This is a genomic window from Micromonospora endophytica, assembly GCF_003236305.1.
GTDB classification, from domain to species: Bacteria; Actinomycetota; Actinomycetes; order Mycobacteriales; family Micromonosporaceae; genus Micromonospora; species Micromonospora endophytica.
Window position 1 is genome coordinate 1 of sequence record NZ_POTX01000141.1, and the last position, 15,765, is coordinate 15,765.

The following is a 15,765-nucleotide window of genomic DNA, read 5'->3' on the forward strand; positions in this document are numbered from 1 at the left end:
GGGGTAGGCGTCGGTGGGGTCGGTGAGGACGTTGAGGAGGTAGGGGACTCCTGCGGTGAAGGCTCTCTGTAGGGCGGGGGCCAGGTCGGTGGGCTTGGCTACCGTTTCGCCGGCTCCGCCGAGGGCGGTGACCACCTGGTCGTAGCGGAGCTCGGGCTGGAGGTCGGCGGCGACGTCGTAGCCGTACATGGCCCGCATCGGGTGCTTCTCCAGGCCCCAGATGCCGTTGTTGCCCACCACGATCACCACCGGCAGTTTCTGCCGGACCAGGGACTCCACGTCCATCAGCGAGAATCCGGCCGCGCCGTCGCCCATCAACACACAGATCTGCCGGTCCGGGTGGGTGACCCGGGCGCCCATCGCGTAGCCCATCCCGGTGCCGAGGCAGCCGTACGGGCCGGGGTCGAGCCAGGTGCCGGGCTCGGCCGGCTCCAGGTAGCGCCCGGCGTACGAGACGAAGTCACCGCCGTCGCCGATGGTGACCGCGTCCCGGGCCAGGACCTTGCGCAGCTCGCCGTAGATCCGGGCGGGACGGATCGGGTCCGTCTCGGCGGCCATCTCCTCGGCGTCACGGGCCTTCGCGGCGTCCTCGGCGGTACGCAGCTGCGCCACCCAGTCACCGTGGTCGACCCGGTCGCCGGGGTGCTCGGCCAGCGCGGTGAGGATGGCCCGCAGGTCCCCCGCGGGCGAGACGGCAGGCTGTAGGTGCGAGGCGCGCTGGCTGGGCGCGTCGACGATGTGCACCACCGTGGCGTCGCCGAAGTCGCCGAAGGAGAGCCGGAAGTCCAGCGGGGTGCCCACCACCACGACCACGTCGGCACCGGAGAGCGCCACCCGGCGCGCCTTGGCGAAGGCCAGCGGATGCTCCGGCGGCAGCGCGCCCCGGCCCATGCCGTTGGTGAAGACCGGCACGGTGAGCGCCTCGGCGGCGGCCCGCAGGGCGTCCACCGCGTCACCGGCGTAGACGTCGGAGCCGGCGACGATGACCGGCCGGGCCGCGCCCGCGATCAGCCTGGCAGCGGTGGCCACCTCGTCGGGGTCGGCCTCGATCGGGGCGAGAGTCGGGCCGGCCGGCGCGTCCGCGTCGCCGGTGGAGAAGATCGCTTCGAGCGGGAAGTCGAGGAAGACCGGGCCCCGGTGCGGGGTGAGCGCGGTCTCCAGCGCGGCGGCGACGGCCCGGGGGATGTCGTCGGCGGCGAAGACCGTCTCGGCGTGCTTGGTGACCGGGGCGACGAGCGGCAGGTGGTCCATCTCCTGGAGGCTGCCGGAGCCCCAGCGGAACTGCGGGGCCCGCCCGCCCAGCACCAGCACCGGCGAGGCGTTGAAGTACGCGCTGGTCAGCCCGGAGATGCCGTTGGTGACGCCGGGGCCGGCGGTGAGCACGGCGAGACCGGGGCGGCGCTGGAGCTTGGCCACCGCCTCGGCGGCGAAGACGGCGGACTGCTCGTGCCGCACGTCGTAGAGCGGGAAGTCCGCCTTGTGCGCGGCGTCGTAGAGCGGGAACACGTGCCCGCCGGAGAGGGTGAACATCTCCCGCACCCCGTACGCGCGCAGCGCCGCGAGCGCGAGGTCTCCGCCGTGGCCTTCGATCCGCTCCGTCATGCCCGCTACCTCTCGCCGTGCTTCGCCCTCGTGGCCTGACCGGAATCACACGCTACTGGCCGGTAGGAAGAATGTGAACCATCTTCACCGACCGGTGAAGTCCGGCTTGCGCTTCGCCACGAACGCCGCCATTCCCTCCCGCCGGTCCTCGGTGGCGAAGAGCGCCGCGAAGAGCTGACTCTCCCAGGCCAGGCCCGAATTGAGGTCCATCTCCAGGCCGCCGTCGACGGCGAGCTTCGCCGCGCGCAGCGCCTGCACCGGCCCGTTGAGGTACGGCCGCACCAGCGCGACCGCCGCGTCATAGACCTCGGCGGCCGGGGCGATCCGGTCGGCCAGCCCGATCCGCAGCGCCTCCTGCGCGTCGACCATCCGACCGGACATGATCAAGTCCTTGGCCCGGGCCGGACCGACCAGCCGGGCCAACCGCTGGGTGCCGCCGGCACCCGGGATGATGCCGAGCTTGATCTCCGGCTGGCCGAGCTTGGCATCCTCGGCCACCACCCGCCAGTCGCAGGCCAGCGCCAGCTCACAGCCGCCGCCGAGGGCGTACCCGGTGATCGCGGCCACCACCGGCTTGGGGATCTGGGCGATCGCGCCGAGCGCGCTGGACAGGTCGGCGGCACGGGCGGCCATGTCCACGTAGGACATGTCGGCCATCTCCTTGATGTCCGCGCCGGCGGCGAAGACCTTCTCCCCGCCGTACACGATGACCGCGCGCACCTCGGGATCGGCGGTGGCCGCCGCGGCGGCGGCGCGCAACTCCTCCTGCACCTGGGTGTTGAGGGCGTTCATCGGCGGCCGCTCCAGCCGGATGGTGCCGATGCCGTCAGTGGTCTCCAGCCGCACGAACTCGCCCACGCCGCCCCTGCCTTCCTCGTTGAAGTCGCGTGCCAACCTTACGACCAGCCGCAGGCAGCACGTAGTCTGGCTGCCAGTCCCACCACCCGGAGTTCCCGCGATGGTCACGTACTACGACGACAGGTCCGTCCAGGTCACCTCCGCCGCCGTCACCGTCGATGGCGACTCCTACCCGATCGCCGAGATCACCGAGGTCTGGCACCACCGGGGCCGCCGGTCGTGGCGCGTGCTGGCCGGTCGCGGCGCGCTCGCCGCAGCGATGATCGGCCCCCTGGTCGCCGCGATCCTCGGCATCGCGCTCGCCGTCTGGCTCGACGGATCAACCACCGTCACCGTCGCCATCATCGGCACCTCGATCCTGATCGGGCTGGCCGCCGGCCCGCTCGCCGACCAGCTCTTCGAGTACTTCGACCGCTCCTACGCCCGGGGCAGCCGCCCCCGGGAGGTCTGGATCCGTTGGCGCGGCCACCCGGTCCGGCTGCTGCGCACCCCCGACGCCCTACGCTTCGGGCAGATCTACCGCGCACTACAACGCGCCATCGAGGCCGAGGTGAAAGGAAGGGCCCCCTATTAACGCCTCGTGTAGAGGAAGGGCCCCCTATTAACAAAACCGCCTCACCGCGCAACACCCGCTCCCCGCAACCCCGAGCGTCGTCGAGCCCGTGCGCGGCGTGGACCGCGCATTCCGGCGCGGGATGGGCGGCGCAGGTTGCTCGGGGATGGTTAGGCTTAGTGATGGTGCTCTATTACCGGGACGACGCGGTGCAGGTCACGTCGGACTCGATCCGGGCCAGCGGCCAGATCATCCCGATCGACGAAGTCACCTATGTCTGGCATCAGAAGGGGCGCACCACGCTGGCCGTACGCGGCCGGGTGCTGGGCCGGGGCGTACTGGTGCTGCTGCTCTCACTGCCGCCACTGGTCGGGCTGGTCTGCGTACTCTCGCTCGTCTGGTCGGCGCAGGACCGGGGCGAGTGGATGCCGGCCCTGATCGTGCTCGTGGCCTGCGTGGTGATCGCGTTGGCGTTGACGCCGTTCCTGGAGATCCCGCTCAGCTGGCTGGATCGCTCGTACGAGCGGGGCAGCCGGGTGCACGAACTCTGGGTGCAGTATCGGGGCCAGGAGGTGCTGTTGCTGCGAACCCCCGACGCGCTGCGCTTCGGGCAGATCTACCGGGCCGTGCAGCGGGCCGTGGAGCAGTTGGGTGACCAGTAGTACGGCGTTCGTGGCCCGCCCGGCGCACACTTGCTCCATGGCGATCCCCCTTCCCCGGCCGACCGCGGTCGTCGGTCTCACCCGTACGGCTCTCGACTCTGCCGCGTCCTTCGCCGCGATCCCGGCCCGCGCGTTCGCGGTGCTCGACGGGGTCGAGGCGCTGCTGACCCGGATCAACGCGGTGGTGGACCGGGTCGAAGAGACCCTCGACCGGACCGACCGGCTGCTCGCCGACGCCGATGTGGCGGTCCGCGAGGTGGCGGTGATCAGCGCCGCCGCCACCGCCGCTGTGGAGAACGCCAGCGAGGTCGCCGCCGCAGCGACGGTGGTGATCGGTGAGGCCGAGCAGGTGTCGAGCGCCGCCGGGGTGGTGGTCGCCACCGCCGACCGGGTCGCCCGGACGGCGGCCGGCGTGATCGACACCGCGCAGTCGGTGGCCGGCCGGGCCGCCGAGACGGTCGGTGTGGCGGCCGAGGCAGCGAGCACCGCCGCCGAACTGCTGGCCGCGTACGAGCCGGCGTTGCGCCGGGCCGCCCCGATGGCCACCCACTTCATCGAGCAGCTCAGCCACGAGGAGGTGGCCGCCGCGGTCCGGCTCGTCGACGAGTTGCCCAAGCTGCGGCAACACCTGACCGCAGACATCCTGCCGATCTTGGCCACTCTGGATCGGGTCGGCCCGGACCTGCACGATCTGCTCGACGTGACCCGGGACCTCAAGCTCGCCGTCGCCGGCATCCCCGGCCTGGGCATGCTCCGCCGGCGCGGCGAGAAGATGACCGACGAGACCGGCTGACGGCGGCCGGCCTCGAAGCGGCTGCCGGCAGCCGGACGCCAGCACCGACGGCCAGCTCAGGCAGCCGCCGGCAGCAGCAGGCTCAGCAATCGCAGGCGACGGCCGGGCCCGCAGCGGTCAGGTCGTCGACCGGGCGGTGGGTCAGGCCGGTCGCGGTGGCCACGGGCAGGCCCTCCCGGACCCAGTACTCGTACCCGCCCCGCATCTCCTTGACCGGATAGCCGAGCCGGGCGAACTCCAACGCGGCCCGGGTGGCGCCGTCACAGCCGGGACCCCAGCAGTAGGTGACCACCCGCGTCCCGGCCGGGACCGTACCGGCGGCCGCCGCGGCGATCCGGGCGGTGGGCAGGTGTACGGCGCCAGGCAGGTGGCCCTGCGCCCAGGCGGCCTCGCCCCGCGAGTCGACCACCACCAGATCGGGTACGGCGGCGTCGAGGTCGGCACGTACGTCCGCCACGTCGGTCTCGAAGCGCAGCCGGGTGAGGAAGTGGCTGACGGCGACGGCCGGCTCGGCCGCCGGCACGGCAAAGGCTCTGGTCATGGCAGTGATCCTGGTCCCGGGACCGGTGGGCGGGCGAGTGGCGGTGACGCCGTACTCCGCTAACATCCCGCCATGCCTCCGGTCGACCGCAGCGTCGCCGTGCTCGCGTACCCCGGGATGTCGGTCTTCGAGACCGGGATCGTCACCGAGGTCTTCGGGCTGCCCCGCCCCGAACTCGGCGTGCCCTGGTACGACCTGCGACTCTGCGCCGAGCGACCGGGCCCGGTCCCGGTCCTCGGTGGCGCCAGCCTGCACAGCCCGTACGGCCTGGAGGTGCTGGCCGCCGCCGCGACGGTGATCGTGCCCGGGGTGCCGGACGTGTCAGGCGTGCCGTCGCCGGAACTGGTCGCCGCCCTGCGCCGGGCCCACCGGGCCGGCGCCCGGATCCTCTCCATCTGTTCGGGCGCGTTCGCGCTGGCCGGCGCGGGCCTGCTCGACGGCCGGCGCGCCACCACCCACTGGCGGTACGCGGACCTGCTGGCCCGCCGGTATCCGGCGGTGACGGTGGACGCGGACGTGCTGTACCTGGACGACGGCGACATCCTCACCAGCGCCGGCAGCGCCGCCGGTCTCGACCTCTGCGTGCACGTGGTCCGGCGCGATCACGGCACGACCGTCGCCAACGCGGTGGCCCGCCGGCTGGTGATCCCGCCGCACCGTGACGGTGGCCAGGCGCAGTTCATCGAGGCGCCGGTGGCGACAGGGCCGGACGACGACCGGATCGCCGGCAGCCTCGACTGGGCGCTGGCGCACCTGGCGGAGCCGATCACGGTGGCGCGGCTGGCCCGGCAGGCGCACATGTCGCCGCGCACCTATCTGCGGCACTTCGCCCGGACCACCGGCACCAGTCCGATCCGCTGGCTCGTCGCCCAGCGGATCCGGGCCAGCCTGGCGTTGCTGGAGACCACCGACGTGCCGGTCGGTCAGGTCGCGGCGGCGGTCGGGTTCGACACTGCGGTCACGTACCGTCACCATTTCGGCCGGGCGATGCGGACCTCGCCGTCGGCGTACCGCCGGGCCTTCCGGGCCGAGGCCGCCCGCCTGCCGGCACCGCCGGACGGCGACTGACCCGGGCCAAGGCGGCTGCTGCCGGCGGGCTCAGGGGGTGTGCGGGTACAGCTCGTCGATCTCGGCGCGACCGGGCAACGACACGCTCGCGCCGAGCCGACGGACGCAGGCCGCGCCGGCCGCACCGGCCCATCGCACCGCGTCGACCAGGTCGCGACCCTCGCCCCAGGCCACCGCGAGCGCCGCGGTGAACGCATCGCCGGCGGCGGTCGAGTCGACCGTCTCCACCGGCACCGCCGGCAGGTGCACGGCGGTGCCGTCCCGATCGCCGTACCAGGCACCCTCCGACCCGAGGGTGAGCACCGCCCGGGGCACCAGGTCGAGCAGGGCGTACGGGTCCTCCCGGCCCCGGCCGGTGTACGCCTGCGCCTCGTTCTCGTTGACCACCAGCAGGTCCACGGCGGCGAACAGTTCCGGCGGGAGCGGGACGGCGGGTGCCGCGTTGAGCACCACCCGGGTGCCGGCGGCCCGCGCGGTCACCGCCGCCTCGGTCACCGTCTCGACCGGAATCTCCAGCTGGGCGACGAGCACGTCAGCATCGCGTACGAGGGCGAGTTCGGGTTCGGTGAGGGTGGTCAGTGAGGCGTTCGCGCCCGGCGTCACCACTATCGCGTTCTCACCCTCGGCGTTCACCATCACCAGCGCCACCCCGGAGGTGCCGTACGTGACGCGGAGCTGGCTGGTGTCGACGCCGGCAGCGGTGATCCGGGCCCGCAGGGTGACGCCGAAGGAGTCCGACCCGATCGCGCCGACGAAGGAGCAGTGGGCACCGGCCCGGGTGGCCGCGATGGCCTGGTTGGCGCCCTTGCCGCCGGGCACCATGACGAAGTCGGTGCCGAGCACCGTCTCGCCCGGCCGGGGCAGCGCCGGGGCGGTGGCGACCAGGTCCATGTTGGCGCTACCCACCACGACGACGCGAGGTTGTCGCACGGCCGGACCTCCTGCGGGTTGCGCGTTGCGGCTGTTAAAAGGGGGCCCTTCCTATACACCAGGCGTTAACAAGGGCCCCTTCCTTACACACCTCAGGCGGCGCGGGCGGTGTAGCGCTGGCCGTTGCGTTCGACGAGCAGCGGCAGGCCGAAGGTCTTGGTCAGATTGTCTGCGGTGAGGGTCTCGTGCAGCAGGCCCTGGGCCATCACCGCGCCGTCGCGCAGCAGCAGCGCGTGGGTGAAGCCGGGCGGGATCTCCTCCACGTGGTGGGTGACCACGACCAGCGCCGGGGCGTCCGGATCCTGCGCCAGCTCGGCGAGACGGGCCACCAGTTCCTCCCGGCCGCCCAGGTCCAGCCCGGCCGCCGGCTCGTCGAGCAGCAGCAGCTCGGGGTCGGTCATCAGCGCGCGGGCGATCTGCGTGCGCTTGCGCTCACCCTCGGAGAGGGTGCCGTACGTCCGGTCGGCCAGCCCGGCCACGCCGAGCTGGTCGAGCAGCGTCCGGGCCCGGGCCTCGTCGGCCGGGTCGTAGCTCTCCCGCCAGCGACCCACCACCGACCAGGCCGCGGTCATCACCACATCGACGACCCGCTCGTCGGCGGGGAGCCGTTCGGCGAGCGCGGCGGTGGTCAGGCCGATGCGGGTACGCAGTTCGCTGAGGTCGGTCCGGCCGATCCGCTCCCCCAGCACGTGCGCGCTGCCGGTGGTCGGGTGCAGTCGCCCGGCGGCGAGGTTGAGCAGGGTGGTCTTGCCGGCGCCGTTGGGGCCCAGCACCACCCAACGTTCGTCCAGTTCCACCCGCCAGTCGACGTCGTGCAGCAGGGCGGAGCCGGACCGGCGTACGCCGACGCCGTCGAGGCTGACCACCAGATCCGCGTCCACGGGCGAGGGGGCGGGTGCGGCACCGGCGGTGCCGGGGATCAGGTCACCAGTCACCTGCCCATCCAACCACGCACTGCCGGCCGGTCCCCACGGGCGTACGCGGTGACCGTAAGGTGAGGCGCCGTGTCATTGCTCACCCCATCCGGAGGGACCATGCCGAGCGGGGTCATCGAGATCGAGGGTCTGCGGAAGACCTTCCACAGTGTGCGTCAGGGCCGTCGGGTCGCGGTCGACGGTTTCGACCTGCTGGTGGAGGCCGGGCAGGTGCATGGTTTCCTCGGTCCCAACGGCTCGGGCAAGACGACCACGTTGCGGGCGCTGCTCGGGCTGGTCCGCGCCGACCAGGGGCGGATGAGCGTGCTGGGGGCGCAGGCACCGGATCGGCTGGCGAGCGTCGCCGGCCGGGTCGGCGCGATCGTGGAGAGCCCGCAGTTCTTCGGCAACTTCACCGCGTACCGCACGTTGCGGCTGCTCGCCCTGGCCGGCGGCGTGCCCGTGAGTCGGGTCGACGAGGTGTTGGACGAGGTGGGGCTGGGTGACCGGGGCCACGAGCGGGTCAAGGGTTACTCGCTCGGCATGAAGCAGCGACTGGCCGTCGCCTCGGCGCTGCTCAAGCGGCCCGAGTTGCTGATCCTGGACGAGCCGGCCAACGGGCTGGACCCGGCGGGCATCCGGGAGATGCGTGACCTGATGCGCGGGTTGGCCGCCAACGGGGTGACGGTGCTGCTGTCCAGCCACATCCTGGCCGAGATCCAGCTGATCTGCGACCACGTCACGATCATTTCGCGGGGTCGGCGGGTGGCGCATGGTCGGGTGGACGAGGTGCTTGCGGGTTTCGACCGCAACGAGTGCCTGGTCCGCGCCGACGACCTGGCCCGCGCCGAGGAGTTGCTGCTCGCCGCCGGGTTCACCGTCACCGGACACGGCAACCATCTGGTGGTCGGCGGTGTGCCGGATCCGGTGGTGGTCAGCCAGATCCTGGGTGAGCAGGGGGTCTGGGTACGCGAGCTGACCCCGCTGCGGCCCGACCTGGAGAGCGTCTTCCTGGAGTTGACCGGCACCATGCCGGATCCGGGCGTGCCCCGCCAGCTCGACTTCCCGCACCAGGGGGAGCCGACCGTGATCGACCTCGACGTACGGGGAGCTGACGCGTGAACCTGATCCGGGCCGAGTTGGAGCGGCTGGCCGCGCGCCGCTTCGTGCAGCTCATGGTCGTCCTGCTGGTCTTCGCGTTCGCGGTGACGACGGCGACCACGCTCGCCGGTTCGCACCAGCCCACCGCCGCTGAGCTGAACCAGGCGCAGCAGCAGGCCGTCGCCGAGCGCCGCGAGCTGGAGCTGCGGCACGCGCAGTGCCTGGCACGCGAGCAGGGTGCCGTGCCGGCCGAGGATTTCGGCTACTTTCCGGCGGACTGCAGCAGTTGGGATCCGGCGCAGCGGGACCGCCTGCCGGTGGCCTCCGACTATCTGGTCGGGGTGTTCACCTTCACCCGGCAGGCCGAGCCGCTGCTGTATTTCCTCGTGGCGTTCCTGGTGCTCTTCGGTTTCCTGGTCGGGGCCTCCTACATCGGCGCAGACCTCAACTCCGGCGGAGTGGTGAACCTGCTGCTGTGGCGACCACGCCGGATGACTGTGCTCGCCACCAAGCTGGGCACGCTGCTCGCGGTGGTGGCGGCGTTGTCGGTGCTCGCCTCGCTGGCGTACCTCGTCACCTTCTGGGCCATCGCGCAGATCGTCGGTTATCCCGGCCCGACCGACAGCGCCTTCTGGGGGGCGTTGGGCGCGATCTGGGGACGTGGCCTGATCCTGGTGCTGCTCACCACGGCCGTCGGTTTCGCCATCGCCACGATGGGCCGGCACACCGCGGCGGCGCTCGGCGCGGTGGCCGCGTACCTGGTGGTGTGGGAGCTGGGCGGCCGGATCGTGCTGGAGATCGTCGAGGTGGCCCGCCCCGACCAGCTCATGCTCGCCAGCTACCTCGGCGCGTGGCTGGTCGGTGAGGTCAGTCTCTGGGACGACAGTGCCTGCCGCACTGTGGTCAACGGCTACTGCGACGGCAGTTACAGCATCACCTGGCCACCGGCACTGGTTGTGCTGCTGCTGCTCACCGCCGGGCTCACCGCGGCGGCCTTCGCCCTGTTCCGCCGCCGCGACCTGATCTGAGGCCGCCGTCCCCTGGCGTGCCGGCCGCGACCCGGCACGCCGACGGACCCGGCCCGGTCAGCCGACAGTGGAGCCGAAGACCTCGTCCCGGACGGCGTCCAGGGCGGTGCGCAGCGCCCCGTGCAGGATCGGCTCATCGGTGAGCCCGGTGGGCACCACCCGGGGCCGGACCAGCGTGATGGCGGCGACCTCGTGCTGCACCCGCTCGGCCAGCGCCGCGCCGCCGGCCTGGCCCACCTCGCCGGCGAGCACCACGAGCGGCGGGTCCAGCACCACGCAGGTGCTCGCCACACCGAGGGCGAGCCGGCGGGCCACCTCGTCGAGCATCGGGCCGCCGGCGGTGCCGTCGGCGATCGCGGCGCGTACCGCGTCGGCGGCGACGCCGTCCGGGTAGCCGTGTTCACGGGCCAGCGCGCGGATCGCGTCCGCGCCGGCCACCTGCTGGAACGCCGGCTTGGCCCGGCGGGAGACGTCACGCGGGATCGGCGCGCCGGGCACCGGCAGGTAACCGATCTCGCCGGCCGCGCCGCTGCTGCCGTGGTGCAGCCGCCCACCCAGCATGATCGCCAGGCCGACACCCGCGCCGACCCAGACCAGCACGAAGTCGGCCAGGCCGCGTGCCGCGCCGGACTGCGCCTCGGCCACCGCCGCGAGGTTGACGTCGTTCTCGAAGACGACAGGGGTGTCCAGGTCGTCGCGGAGCGCGGCGAGCAGACCGCGGTGCCAGCGGGGCAGGTTGAAGGCGAAGGTGATGTCGCCGGTGCCCGGGTCGACCAGGCCGGGGGTGCCGAGCACGATGCGGCGTACGCTCGCCAGCTCGGCTCCGGCGCTGCTGGCGGCCTGGACCACGGCGTTGTGCACCACGCCCACCGGGTCGTCGGTGTCGTGGGTGGACTGCTCGACCCGGCTGGTCACCGCGCCGGTGATGTCGGCGCAGGCGGCGACCACCCGTTCCGGGCCCACGTCCACGCCTATCACGTGGGCGCTGCCCGGCCGTACCGCGTAGAGCTGGGCGTTCGGCCCCCGCCCGCCGGCCTGCTCACCGACCCGGGTGACCAGCCCGCGTTCCTCCAGCCGCTCCACCAGCTGAGAGGCGGTGACCTTGGACAGGCCGGTCAGCTCGCCCAACCGGGCCCGGGTCAGCGGGCCCTGTTCCAGCAGCAGCTCCAGCGCCGCGCGGTCGTTGAGGGCGCGCAACAGACGTGGGGTGCCCGGCAGCCGGGTCGCGCTCATGCCATGTCCTCGACTTCAGTAAACCTTGCTAACTGTAAACTGCCCGGCGAACGGGTAGCCGTAGCGTATCGGCCACGTGAGCGGGAAGCTCTCCGCCAACCGGTACGACATCCGTGACGGCTGGCCGGAGAGGAGAGATCACGTGGGGCTGGACCCCGGACTTCGCCGCCTCGCGTTGGGCACCCTGCTGGCCGCGTACCCGGGGCCGGTGCCGCCCGACTGGGCCATCGAACTGGTCGCCGACGGGCTGGCCGGGCACACCCTGTTCGGCACGAACGTCCATCAACCGCCCCAGGTTGCGGCGAGCACCGCCGCGCTGCGGTCCGGCCGGCCTGACGTGCTTGTCGCCATCGACGAGGAGGGCGGTGACGTCACCCGGCTGGCCCATGCCACCGGCAGCCCGTACCCGGGCAACGCCGCGCTCGGCGCGATCGGCGACGTCTCGCTCACCCGCCGGATCTACCACGCCATCGGCGCGGAACTGGCCGCGCTCGGCATCACCGTCAACCTGGCTCCCACCGTCGACGTCAACAGCGCCGACGACAACCCGGTGATCGGCACCCGGTCGTTCGGGGCCGATCCGGTGCGGGTGGCCGCGCACTCCGCCGCCGCCACCGCCGGCCTCCAGTCCGCCGGAGTCGCGGCCTGCGCCAAGCACTTCCCGGGGCACGGTGCCACGGTCGCCGACTCCCACTACGAGCTGCCCACTGTGGACGCCTCGCCGGACGTGCTGCGCGGGCGCGACCTGCCGCCGTTCGCCGCGGTGGTCGCCGCCGGAGCCCGGGCGGTGATGACCGCGCACATCCGGGTGCCCGCGCTGACCGGCGACCGGCCGGCCACGTTCAGCCGCGCGGTGCTGGTGGACCTGCTGCGCGGCGAGTACGGCTTCACCGGCGCCGTGATCACCGACGCGCTGGAGATGAAGGGCGCCGCGCTCGCGGCCGGCGGGATCGCCCCCGGCGCGGTGCTGGCGCTCGCCGCCGGCGCAGACCTGCTCTGCATCGGCGCCAGGGTCGACGCCGACCTGGTCGAGCAGGTCGCCGCCGAGATCGTGACCGCGCTCGACGACGGCCGGCTGGCACGCTCCCGCGTCGAGCAGGCCGCCGGCCGCGCCGCGGAACTCGCCGCCTGGACCCGGACCGTCGGCACGTCCACCGCCCCCTGCACCGATCTGGGGTACGCGGCCGCACGCCGGGCGGTGCGGGTGGAAGGCGTGCTGGGCGGGCTGGGGCAGCCACTCGTGGTGCAGGTGCACGCCGACGCCACGATCGCCGAGGGGCGGGTGCCCTGGGGGCTGGGCCCGCACCTGAACGGCACCGAGCAGATCCGGGTGGTGGCCGCCGAGGTCGACCCGCAGGAGGTGCGTCGGCGCGCCGGCACCCGGCCGATCGTGCTCGTGGGCCGGCATCTGCACCGGCTGCCCGGCGGACCGGAACTGGTCACCGCGCTGGCCGGCACGCACCCGGTGACGGTGGTCGAGATGGGCTGGCCGGCGAGTTGGCGGCCGGTCGGCGCGCGGGCCTTCGTGACCACCTACGGAGCGAGTCACGCCAACGGCCGGGCCGCCGCCGAGACACTGGGCCTGGCTCGCTGAACCGCGCCGCCCGACCTGGTCCGCACCCTGCGTCACTGACCCGAATTGTCGACCATCGACACATCAGCCCAGCTCAAGTCCATTATTCGACACCGCAAGGCAGGCATCAACATCTTGCCTAAAGACAACTAAATACGTAGCGTGATCGATGTCGAGCCACCTGCGGATCTGGGGAGGAAGGCTGCGGACCGTGGATCCGGCCCGGGATCCACGGTCCGAGCCCGGCTGCGGTCACCTCAGCCGGGATAGACGCCGTACGAGCGCCAGCCCCGGTCCGGAAAGCCGGCCGCCTCGGCCACCCGCGCCGAGGCGGCGTTGCCCCGATCATGCAGATAGGTCGGCACCGCACCGTCGTCGAGCACCCGGCGAGCAGCCTGAGCGACCAGCCGTCGGGCGAGTCCACGACCCCGGGCCGAGGGCACCGTGCCCACCGCCAACTCGTGGCCGTACTTGTCGTGTCGTTTGATCCCCACGCCGGCCAGGTAGCGCCCCTGCCCGTCGCGGACCACAAGCACCGCGCGGTCGAACAACCGCAGCCACGACGGCAGGCCGGCGGTGCCGGGCGGCACCCACTCGCCCACATCGGGCAGGGCCGCCGGCGCGACGCTCCACCGGAACACGTCGTCATGGACCACCCAGCCGGGGTGGGCGACCGCCGCCGGCAGGGCGCGCAGCAACCGGTCCGGCCGCTGCGCCAACTCCCGGACGGCGGCGACCCGGTCCGGCGGCACGGACAGCACGGCGCTCGCCCCGGCACCCACCGCGATGGCCGGGCGCAGCCGCCCGTCCCAGGCCGGGCAGGCCCGCCGCCACGAGCCCACCACATGCAGCCCCGCCGGGGCCGGCCACTGTCCCAGCCAGGTCGCCAGGTGCAGATGCAGTCGCCGGTCGAGCATCCCGTCACCCCCCGCTTCGCCACCCTGACGTCACTCACCGTACGACGACCGGGCGCGGCGGCACCGACGGACGGCTACCCGCCCGGGACTGCCACCGCACCAGGCGAACCGGCCCTGGGCAGGGCGATTGAGACGCGCAATGGGCGGGTACGAGTGATCCACGGCGGGCATCCCGTACCGATTCGTGATCCGTTCTTCCCAAACTGGGAACCTGGTTCATCGACCGAGCGTCATACCTATTTTCATACATGGACAACTTTCTCTGGAACGGTGGGAGCATGCCACTTCAGTCGAACGACCGCTCCCGGCAGGACACCGAGGGGAGCTGGCGGGGTCGCGCGCTCGCCGACCACTTCCCGGCCCAGCCGCCGCATCGCGACCACCGCACCGGCGGGCTCTCCTGGCAGGCGCTGAACGAGCTGCCCGCCGGCACCTCGACCCGCCCCCACCTGAACCCCCACTGAGTCACCACGTCGATTGCGATGGCGACAAAAGGCAGCTTGTGACACCGCGCCGGACTCGGCGAGGCAGCACCGGCTTTCGCACACCTGTCGGGTAACGTCTGCTGGTCCCTCGACCGGGTTACGACAGGAGCTATCGCACCCATGGGCAAGAAGACCATTCGCGTCTCCGACTTCAGCGGCACGGTGCTGCGCCCCGACGACGAGGCGGTTCGCGTCGTCGTGCTGGAGCACCCTGACCTGGTGGCCGGGCCCGTGCAACTGGACGCGACACCGACCGAGATCGAGAACATCGACGACGCCGCACTGGACGTGGCGGTGGTCGAGATCCACGACCAGCACGGCGGCGGCGAGCCCCGCCGGGTGGTGTTGACCGCCAGCGAGTTCGACGCGATGGCCACCGACATGCCGATGGCGCAACTGCTCAAGACCGCCGAGCGGGTACGCCCGCCAAAGGCCCGACGCGGCCCGGAGAAGATCGACTACGGCACCATCGAGCACGCCGGCAAGCCGCACCGGGGGCGGGTCACCGAGGACGAGGCCCTGCTGGTGCGTGAGCGGTTGGACGAGGTGAACAAGCGCCTCGCCGACGCCGGGCTGCGCCAGATCGACCCGGCCGACCCGGAGCACGCCGAACGGTACGGCTTCCCCGTCGCATCCTGATCGGTTATCCGAACGCCCGCAGCTTGCCCAGGGTCGCCACCAGGTTCGCCTCGGTGGCGGCCTTGTCCATCCCGAGGCCGCTGAGCACGCCTTCGCCGTTCTCCTGCTCGAGCAGGGCCAGCAGGATGTGCTCGGTGCCGATGTAGTTGTGCCCGAGCCGCAGCGCCTCGCGGAAGGTCAGCTCCAGCGCCTTCTTGCCGGCGACGGCGTACGGGATCGGATCGGGCACCTCGCCGGCCGGCGGCAGCGCGGCACCGGCCGCCTCCCGGACCGCCTCGGCCGACACGCCGCCGGCGGTCAGCGCCTTCGCGGCCAGCGCCTCCGGCTCGGCGAGCAGGCCGAGCACCAGGTGTGCCGGGGTGACCTCGGCGTTACCGGCCGCCTTCGCCTCGTGCTGCGCGGCCAGCACCACGTTGCGGGCCCGCGGGGTGAACCGGCTGAAGCTCTGTTGCGGGTCCGGTGCCGGGCTCACGAAACGTTTCTGCGCGGCCTGCTTGCTCACGCCCATGCTGCGGCCGATCTCGGTCCAGGACGCGCCGGAGCGCCGGGCCTGGTCCACGAAGTGACCGATCAGATGGTCGGCGACGTCACCGATGTGGTCGGCGACGAGCACCGCGTCGGTGAGCTGGTCGAGGGCGTCGGTGTGGGCCCGTTTGATGCTCTGGATCAGGTCGTCGAGCCGGATCGGGCTGCTCACTGGTTCAGTCATGCGTCAACCATAGGTTGACGCTGCAGCACCGTCAACCCGAAGTTGACGATCACTGCCCGCTATCGCACGCTATGATCACTGTTAACAACCTTGACTAATTTAGGCGAAATCGACAGACTCGGATTCGGAGAGCGCTCCCCCGCCTCACCGCTGTCTCTT

The 15,765-nt window shown here is 72.5% G+C and carries 17 protein-coding genes; 9 read left to right on the forward strand and 8 right to left on the reverse strand.

Going from position 1 to position 15,765, the window contains the following annotated elements:
* A partial coding sequence (locus C1I93_RS19415; protein WP_111244720.1) for an acetolactate synthase occupies positions 1-1,602 on the reverse strand: 1,602 nt, incomplete at its 3' end.
* An 84-nt stretch (positions 1,603-1,686) separates the two neighbouring features.
* Positions 1,687-2,460, reverse strand: coding sequence for an enoyl-CoA hydratase-related protein (locus tag C1I93_RS19420; RefSeq protein ID WP_111244721.1), 774 nt, complete (start codon positions 2,458-2,460; stop codon positions 1,687-1,689).
* Between the two features lie 100 nt (positions 2,461-2,560).
* On the opposite strand from C1I93_RS19420, the gene C1I93_RS19425 reads away from it, so the two are divergent.
* From C1I93_RS19425 to C1I93_RS19435, 3 genes are all read left to right on the forward strand, one after another.
* Positions 2,561-3,034 carry a DUF6232 family protein gene (locus C1I93_RS19425; RefSeq protein ID WP_111244722.1) on the forward strand — a complete coding sequence of 158 codons (474 nt, stop codon included), beginning with the start codon at positions 2,561-2,563 and terminating at the stop codon, positions 3,032-3,034.
* 161 nt (positions 3,035-3,195) lie between these two features.
* Positions 3,196-3,675 (forward strand): DUF6232 family protein, encoded by a 480-nt coding sequence (locus C1I93_RS19430; RefSeq protein WP_111244723.1) that lies wholly within the window; start codon positions 3,196-3,198, stop codon positions 3,673-3,675.
* 37 nt (positions 3,676-3,712) lie between these two features.
* Positions 3,713-4,468 (forward strand): hypothetical protein, encoded by a 756-nt coding sequence (locus C1I93_RS19435; RefSeq protein ID WP_111244724.1) that lies wholly within the window; start codon positions 3,713-3,715, stop codon positions 4,466-4,468.
* 82 nt (positions 4,469-4,550) lie between these two features.
* Here the strand turns inward: C1I93_RS19435 and C1I93_RS19440 are convergent, their stop codons facing one another.
* A complete protein-coding gene (locus C1I93_RS19440) occupies positions 4,551-5,009 on the reverse strand; it encodes a rhodanese-like domain-containing protein (protein WP_111244725.1) in 459 nt (152 codons plus the stop codon).
* Positions 5,010-5,081: 72 nt separating this feature from the next.
* Between C1I93_RS19440 and ftrA the strand changes: the two genes are divergently transcribed.
* Positions 5,082-6,077, forward strand: a complete 996-nt coding sequence (ftrA, locus tag C1I93_RS19445) for a transcriptional regulator FtrA (RefSeq protein WP_111244726.1) — start codon at positions 5,082-5,084, stop codon at positions 6,075-6,077.
* 30 nt (positions 6,078-6,107) lie between these two features.
* On the opposite strand, the gene C1I93_RS19450 is transcribed toward ftrA, so the two are convergent.
* Positions 6,108-7,007 carry a ribokinase gene (locus C1I93_RS19450; protein ID WP_111244727.1) on the reverse strand — a complete coding sequence of 300 codons (900 nt, stop codon included), beginning with the start codon at positions 7,005-7,007 and terminating at the stop codon, positions 6,108-6,110.
* Between the two features lie 92 nt (positions 7,008-7,099).
* Entirely contained in the window at positions 7,100-7,942 is an 843-nt protein-coding gene (locus C1I93_RS19455; protein WP_111244728.1) for an ABC transporter ATP-binding protein, read from the reverse strand.
* A 99-nt stretch (positions 7,943-8,041) separates the two neighbouring features.
* Between C1I93_RS19455 and C1I93_RS19460 the strand changes: the two genes are divergently transcribed.
* Both C1I93_RS19460 and C1I93_RS19465 read left to right on the forward strand, forming a co-directional pair.
* Positions 8,042-9,043: an ABC transporter ATP-binding protein gene (locus tag C1I93_RS19460; protein WP_111244729.1), complete on the forward strand. Its 1,002-nt coding sequence runs from the start codon at positions 8,042-8,044 to the stop codon at positions 9,041-9,043.
* On the forward strand, positions 9,040-10,050 hold the full coding sequence (locus tag C1I93_RS19465) for an ABC transporter permease subunit (protein WP_111244730.1): 1,011 nt from the start codon (positions 9,040-9,042) through the stop codon (positions 10,048-10,050). The genes C1I93_RS19460 and C1I93_RS19465 overlap by 4 nt, the downstream gene beginning before the upstream one ends.
* Positions 10,051-10,107: 57 nt before the next feature.
* Here C1I93_RS19465 and C1I93_RS19470 read toward each other — a convergent pair whose 3' ends face one another.
* Positions 10,108-11,283 (reverse strand): ROK family transcriptional regulator, encoded by a 1,176-nt coding sequence (locus C1I93_RS19470; protein ID WP_111244731.1) that lies wholly within the window; start codon positions 11,281-11,283, stop codon positions 10,108-10,110.
* Between the two features lie 142 nt (positions 11,284-11,425).
* Between C1I93_RS19470 and C1I93_RS19475 the strand changes: the two genes are divergently transcribed.
* Complete coding sequence (locus tag C1I93_RS19475; RefSeq protein WP_111244735.1) at positions 11,426-12,877, forward strand: glycoside hydrolase family 3 N-terminal domain-containing protein; 1,452 nt, start codon at positions 11,426-11,428, stop codon at positions 12,875-12,877.
* A 236-nt stretch (positions 12,878-13,113) separates the two neighbouring features.
* Here C1I93_RS19475 and C1I93_RS19480 read toward each other — a convergent pair whose 3' ends face one another.
* Complete coding sequence (locus tag C1I93_RS19480; protein WP_111244732.1) at positions 13,114-13,773, reverse strand: GNAT family N-acetyltransferase; 660 nt, start codon at positions 13,771-13,773, stop codon at positions 13,114-13,116.
* 278 nt (positions 13,774-14,051) lie between these two features.
* Here C1I93_RS19480 and C1I93_RS19485 point away from each other — a divergent pair, with 278 nt between their 5' ends.
* Together C1I93_RS19485 and C1I93_RS19490 are read left to right on the forward strand one after the other, a co-directional pair.
* The gene (locus C1I93_RS19485) at positions 14,052-14,237 is read left to right on the forward strand and encodes a DNA repair protein (RefSeq protein ID WP_111244736.1); all 186 of its coding nucleotides are present in this window, start codon (positions 14,052-14,054) and stop codon (positions 14,235-14,237) included.
* 141 nt (positions 14,238-14,378) lie between these two features.
* Positions 14,379-14,897, forward strand: a complete 519-nt coding sequence (locus C1I93_RS19490; RefSeq protein WP_111244733.1) for a hypothetical protein — start codon at positions 14,379-14,381, stop codon at positions 14,895-14,897.
* Between the two features lie 4 nt (positions 14,898-14,901).
* On the opposite strand, the gene C1I93_RS19495 is transcribed toward C1I93_RS19490, so the two are convergent.
* Positions 14,902-15,606, reverse strand: coding sequence for a Clp protease N-terminal domain-containing protein (locus C1I93_RS19495; RefSeq protein WP_111244734.1), 705 nt, complete (start codon positions 15,604-15,606; stop codon positions 14,902-14,904).
* Positions 15,607-15,765: the final 159 nt, after the last annotated feature.

Coding starts and splice junctions, on each gene's coding strand:
- C1I93_RS19425 (WP_111244722.1), top strand. CDS start 2,561: ATGGTCACGTACTACGACGACAGGTCCGTCCAGGTCACCTCCGCCGCC.
- C1I93_RS19430 (WP_111244723.1), top strand. CDS start 3,196: ATGGTGCTCTATTACCGGGACGACGCGGTGCAGGTCACGTCGGACTCG.
- C1I93_RS19435 (WP_111244724.1), top strand. CDS start 3,713: ATGGCGATCCCCCTTCCCCGGCCGACCGCGGTCGTCGGTCTCACCCGT.
- C1I93_RS19440 (WP_111244725.1), bottom strand. CDS start 5,009: ATGACCAGAGCCTTTGCCGTGCCGGCGGCCGAGCCGGCCGTCGCCGTC.
- ftrA (WP_111244726.1), top strand. CDS start 5,082: ATGCCTCCGGTCGACCGCAGCGTCGCCGTGCTCGCGTACCCCGGGATG.
- C1I93_RS19460 (WP_111244729.1), top strand. CDS start 8,042: ATGCCGAGCGGGGTCATCGAGATCGAGGGTCTGCGGAAGACCTTCCAC.
- C1I93_RS19470 (WP_111244731.1), bottom strand. CDS start 11,283: ATGAGCGCGACCCGGCTGCCGGGCACCCCACGTCTGTTGCGCGCCCTC.
- C1I93_RS19480 (WP_111244732.1), bottom strand. CDS start 13,773: ATGCTCGACCGGCGACTGCATCTGCACCTGGCGACCTGGCTGGGACAG.
- C1I93_RS19485 (WP_111244736.1), top strand. CDS start 14,052: ATGCCACTTCAGTCGAACGACCGCTCCCGGCAGGACACCGAGGGGAGC.
- C1I93_RS19490 (WP_111244733.1), top strand. CDS start 14,379: ATGGGCAAGAAGACCATTCGCGTCTCCGACTTCAGCGGCACGGTGCTG.
- C1I93_RS19495 (WP_111244734.1), bottom strand. CDS start 15,606: ATGACTGAACCAGTGAGCAGCCCGATCCGGCTCGACGACCTGATCCAG.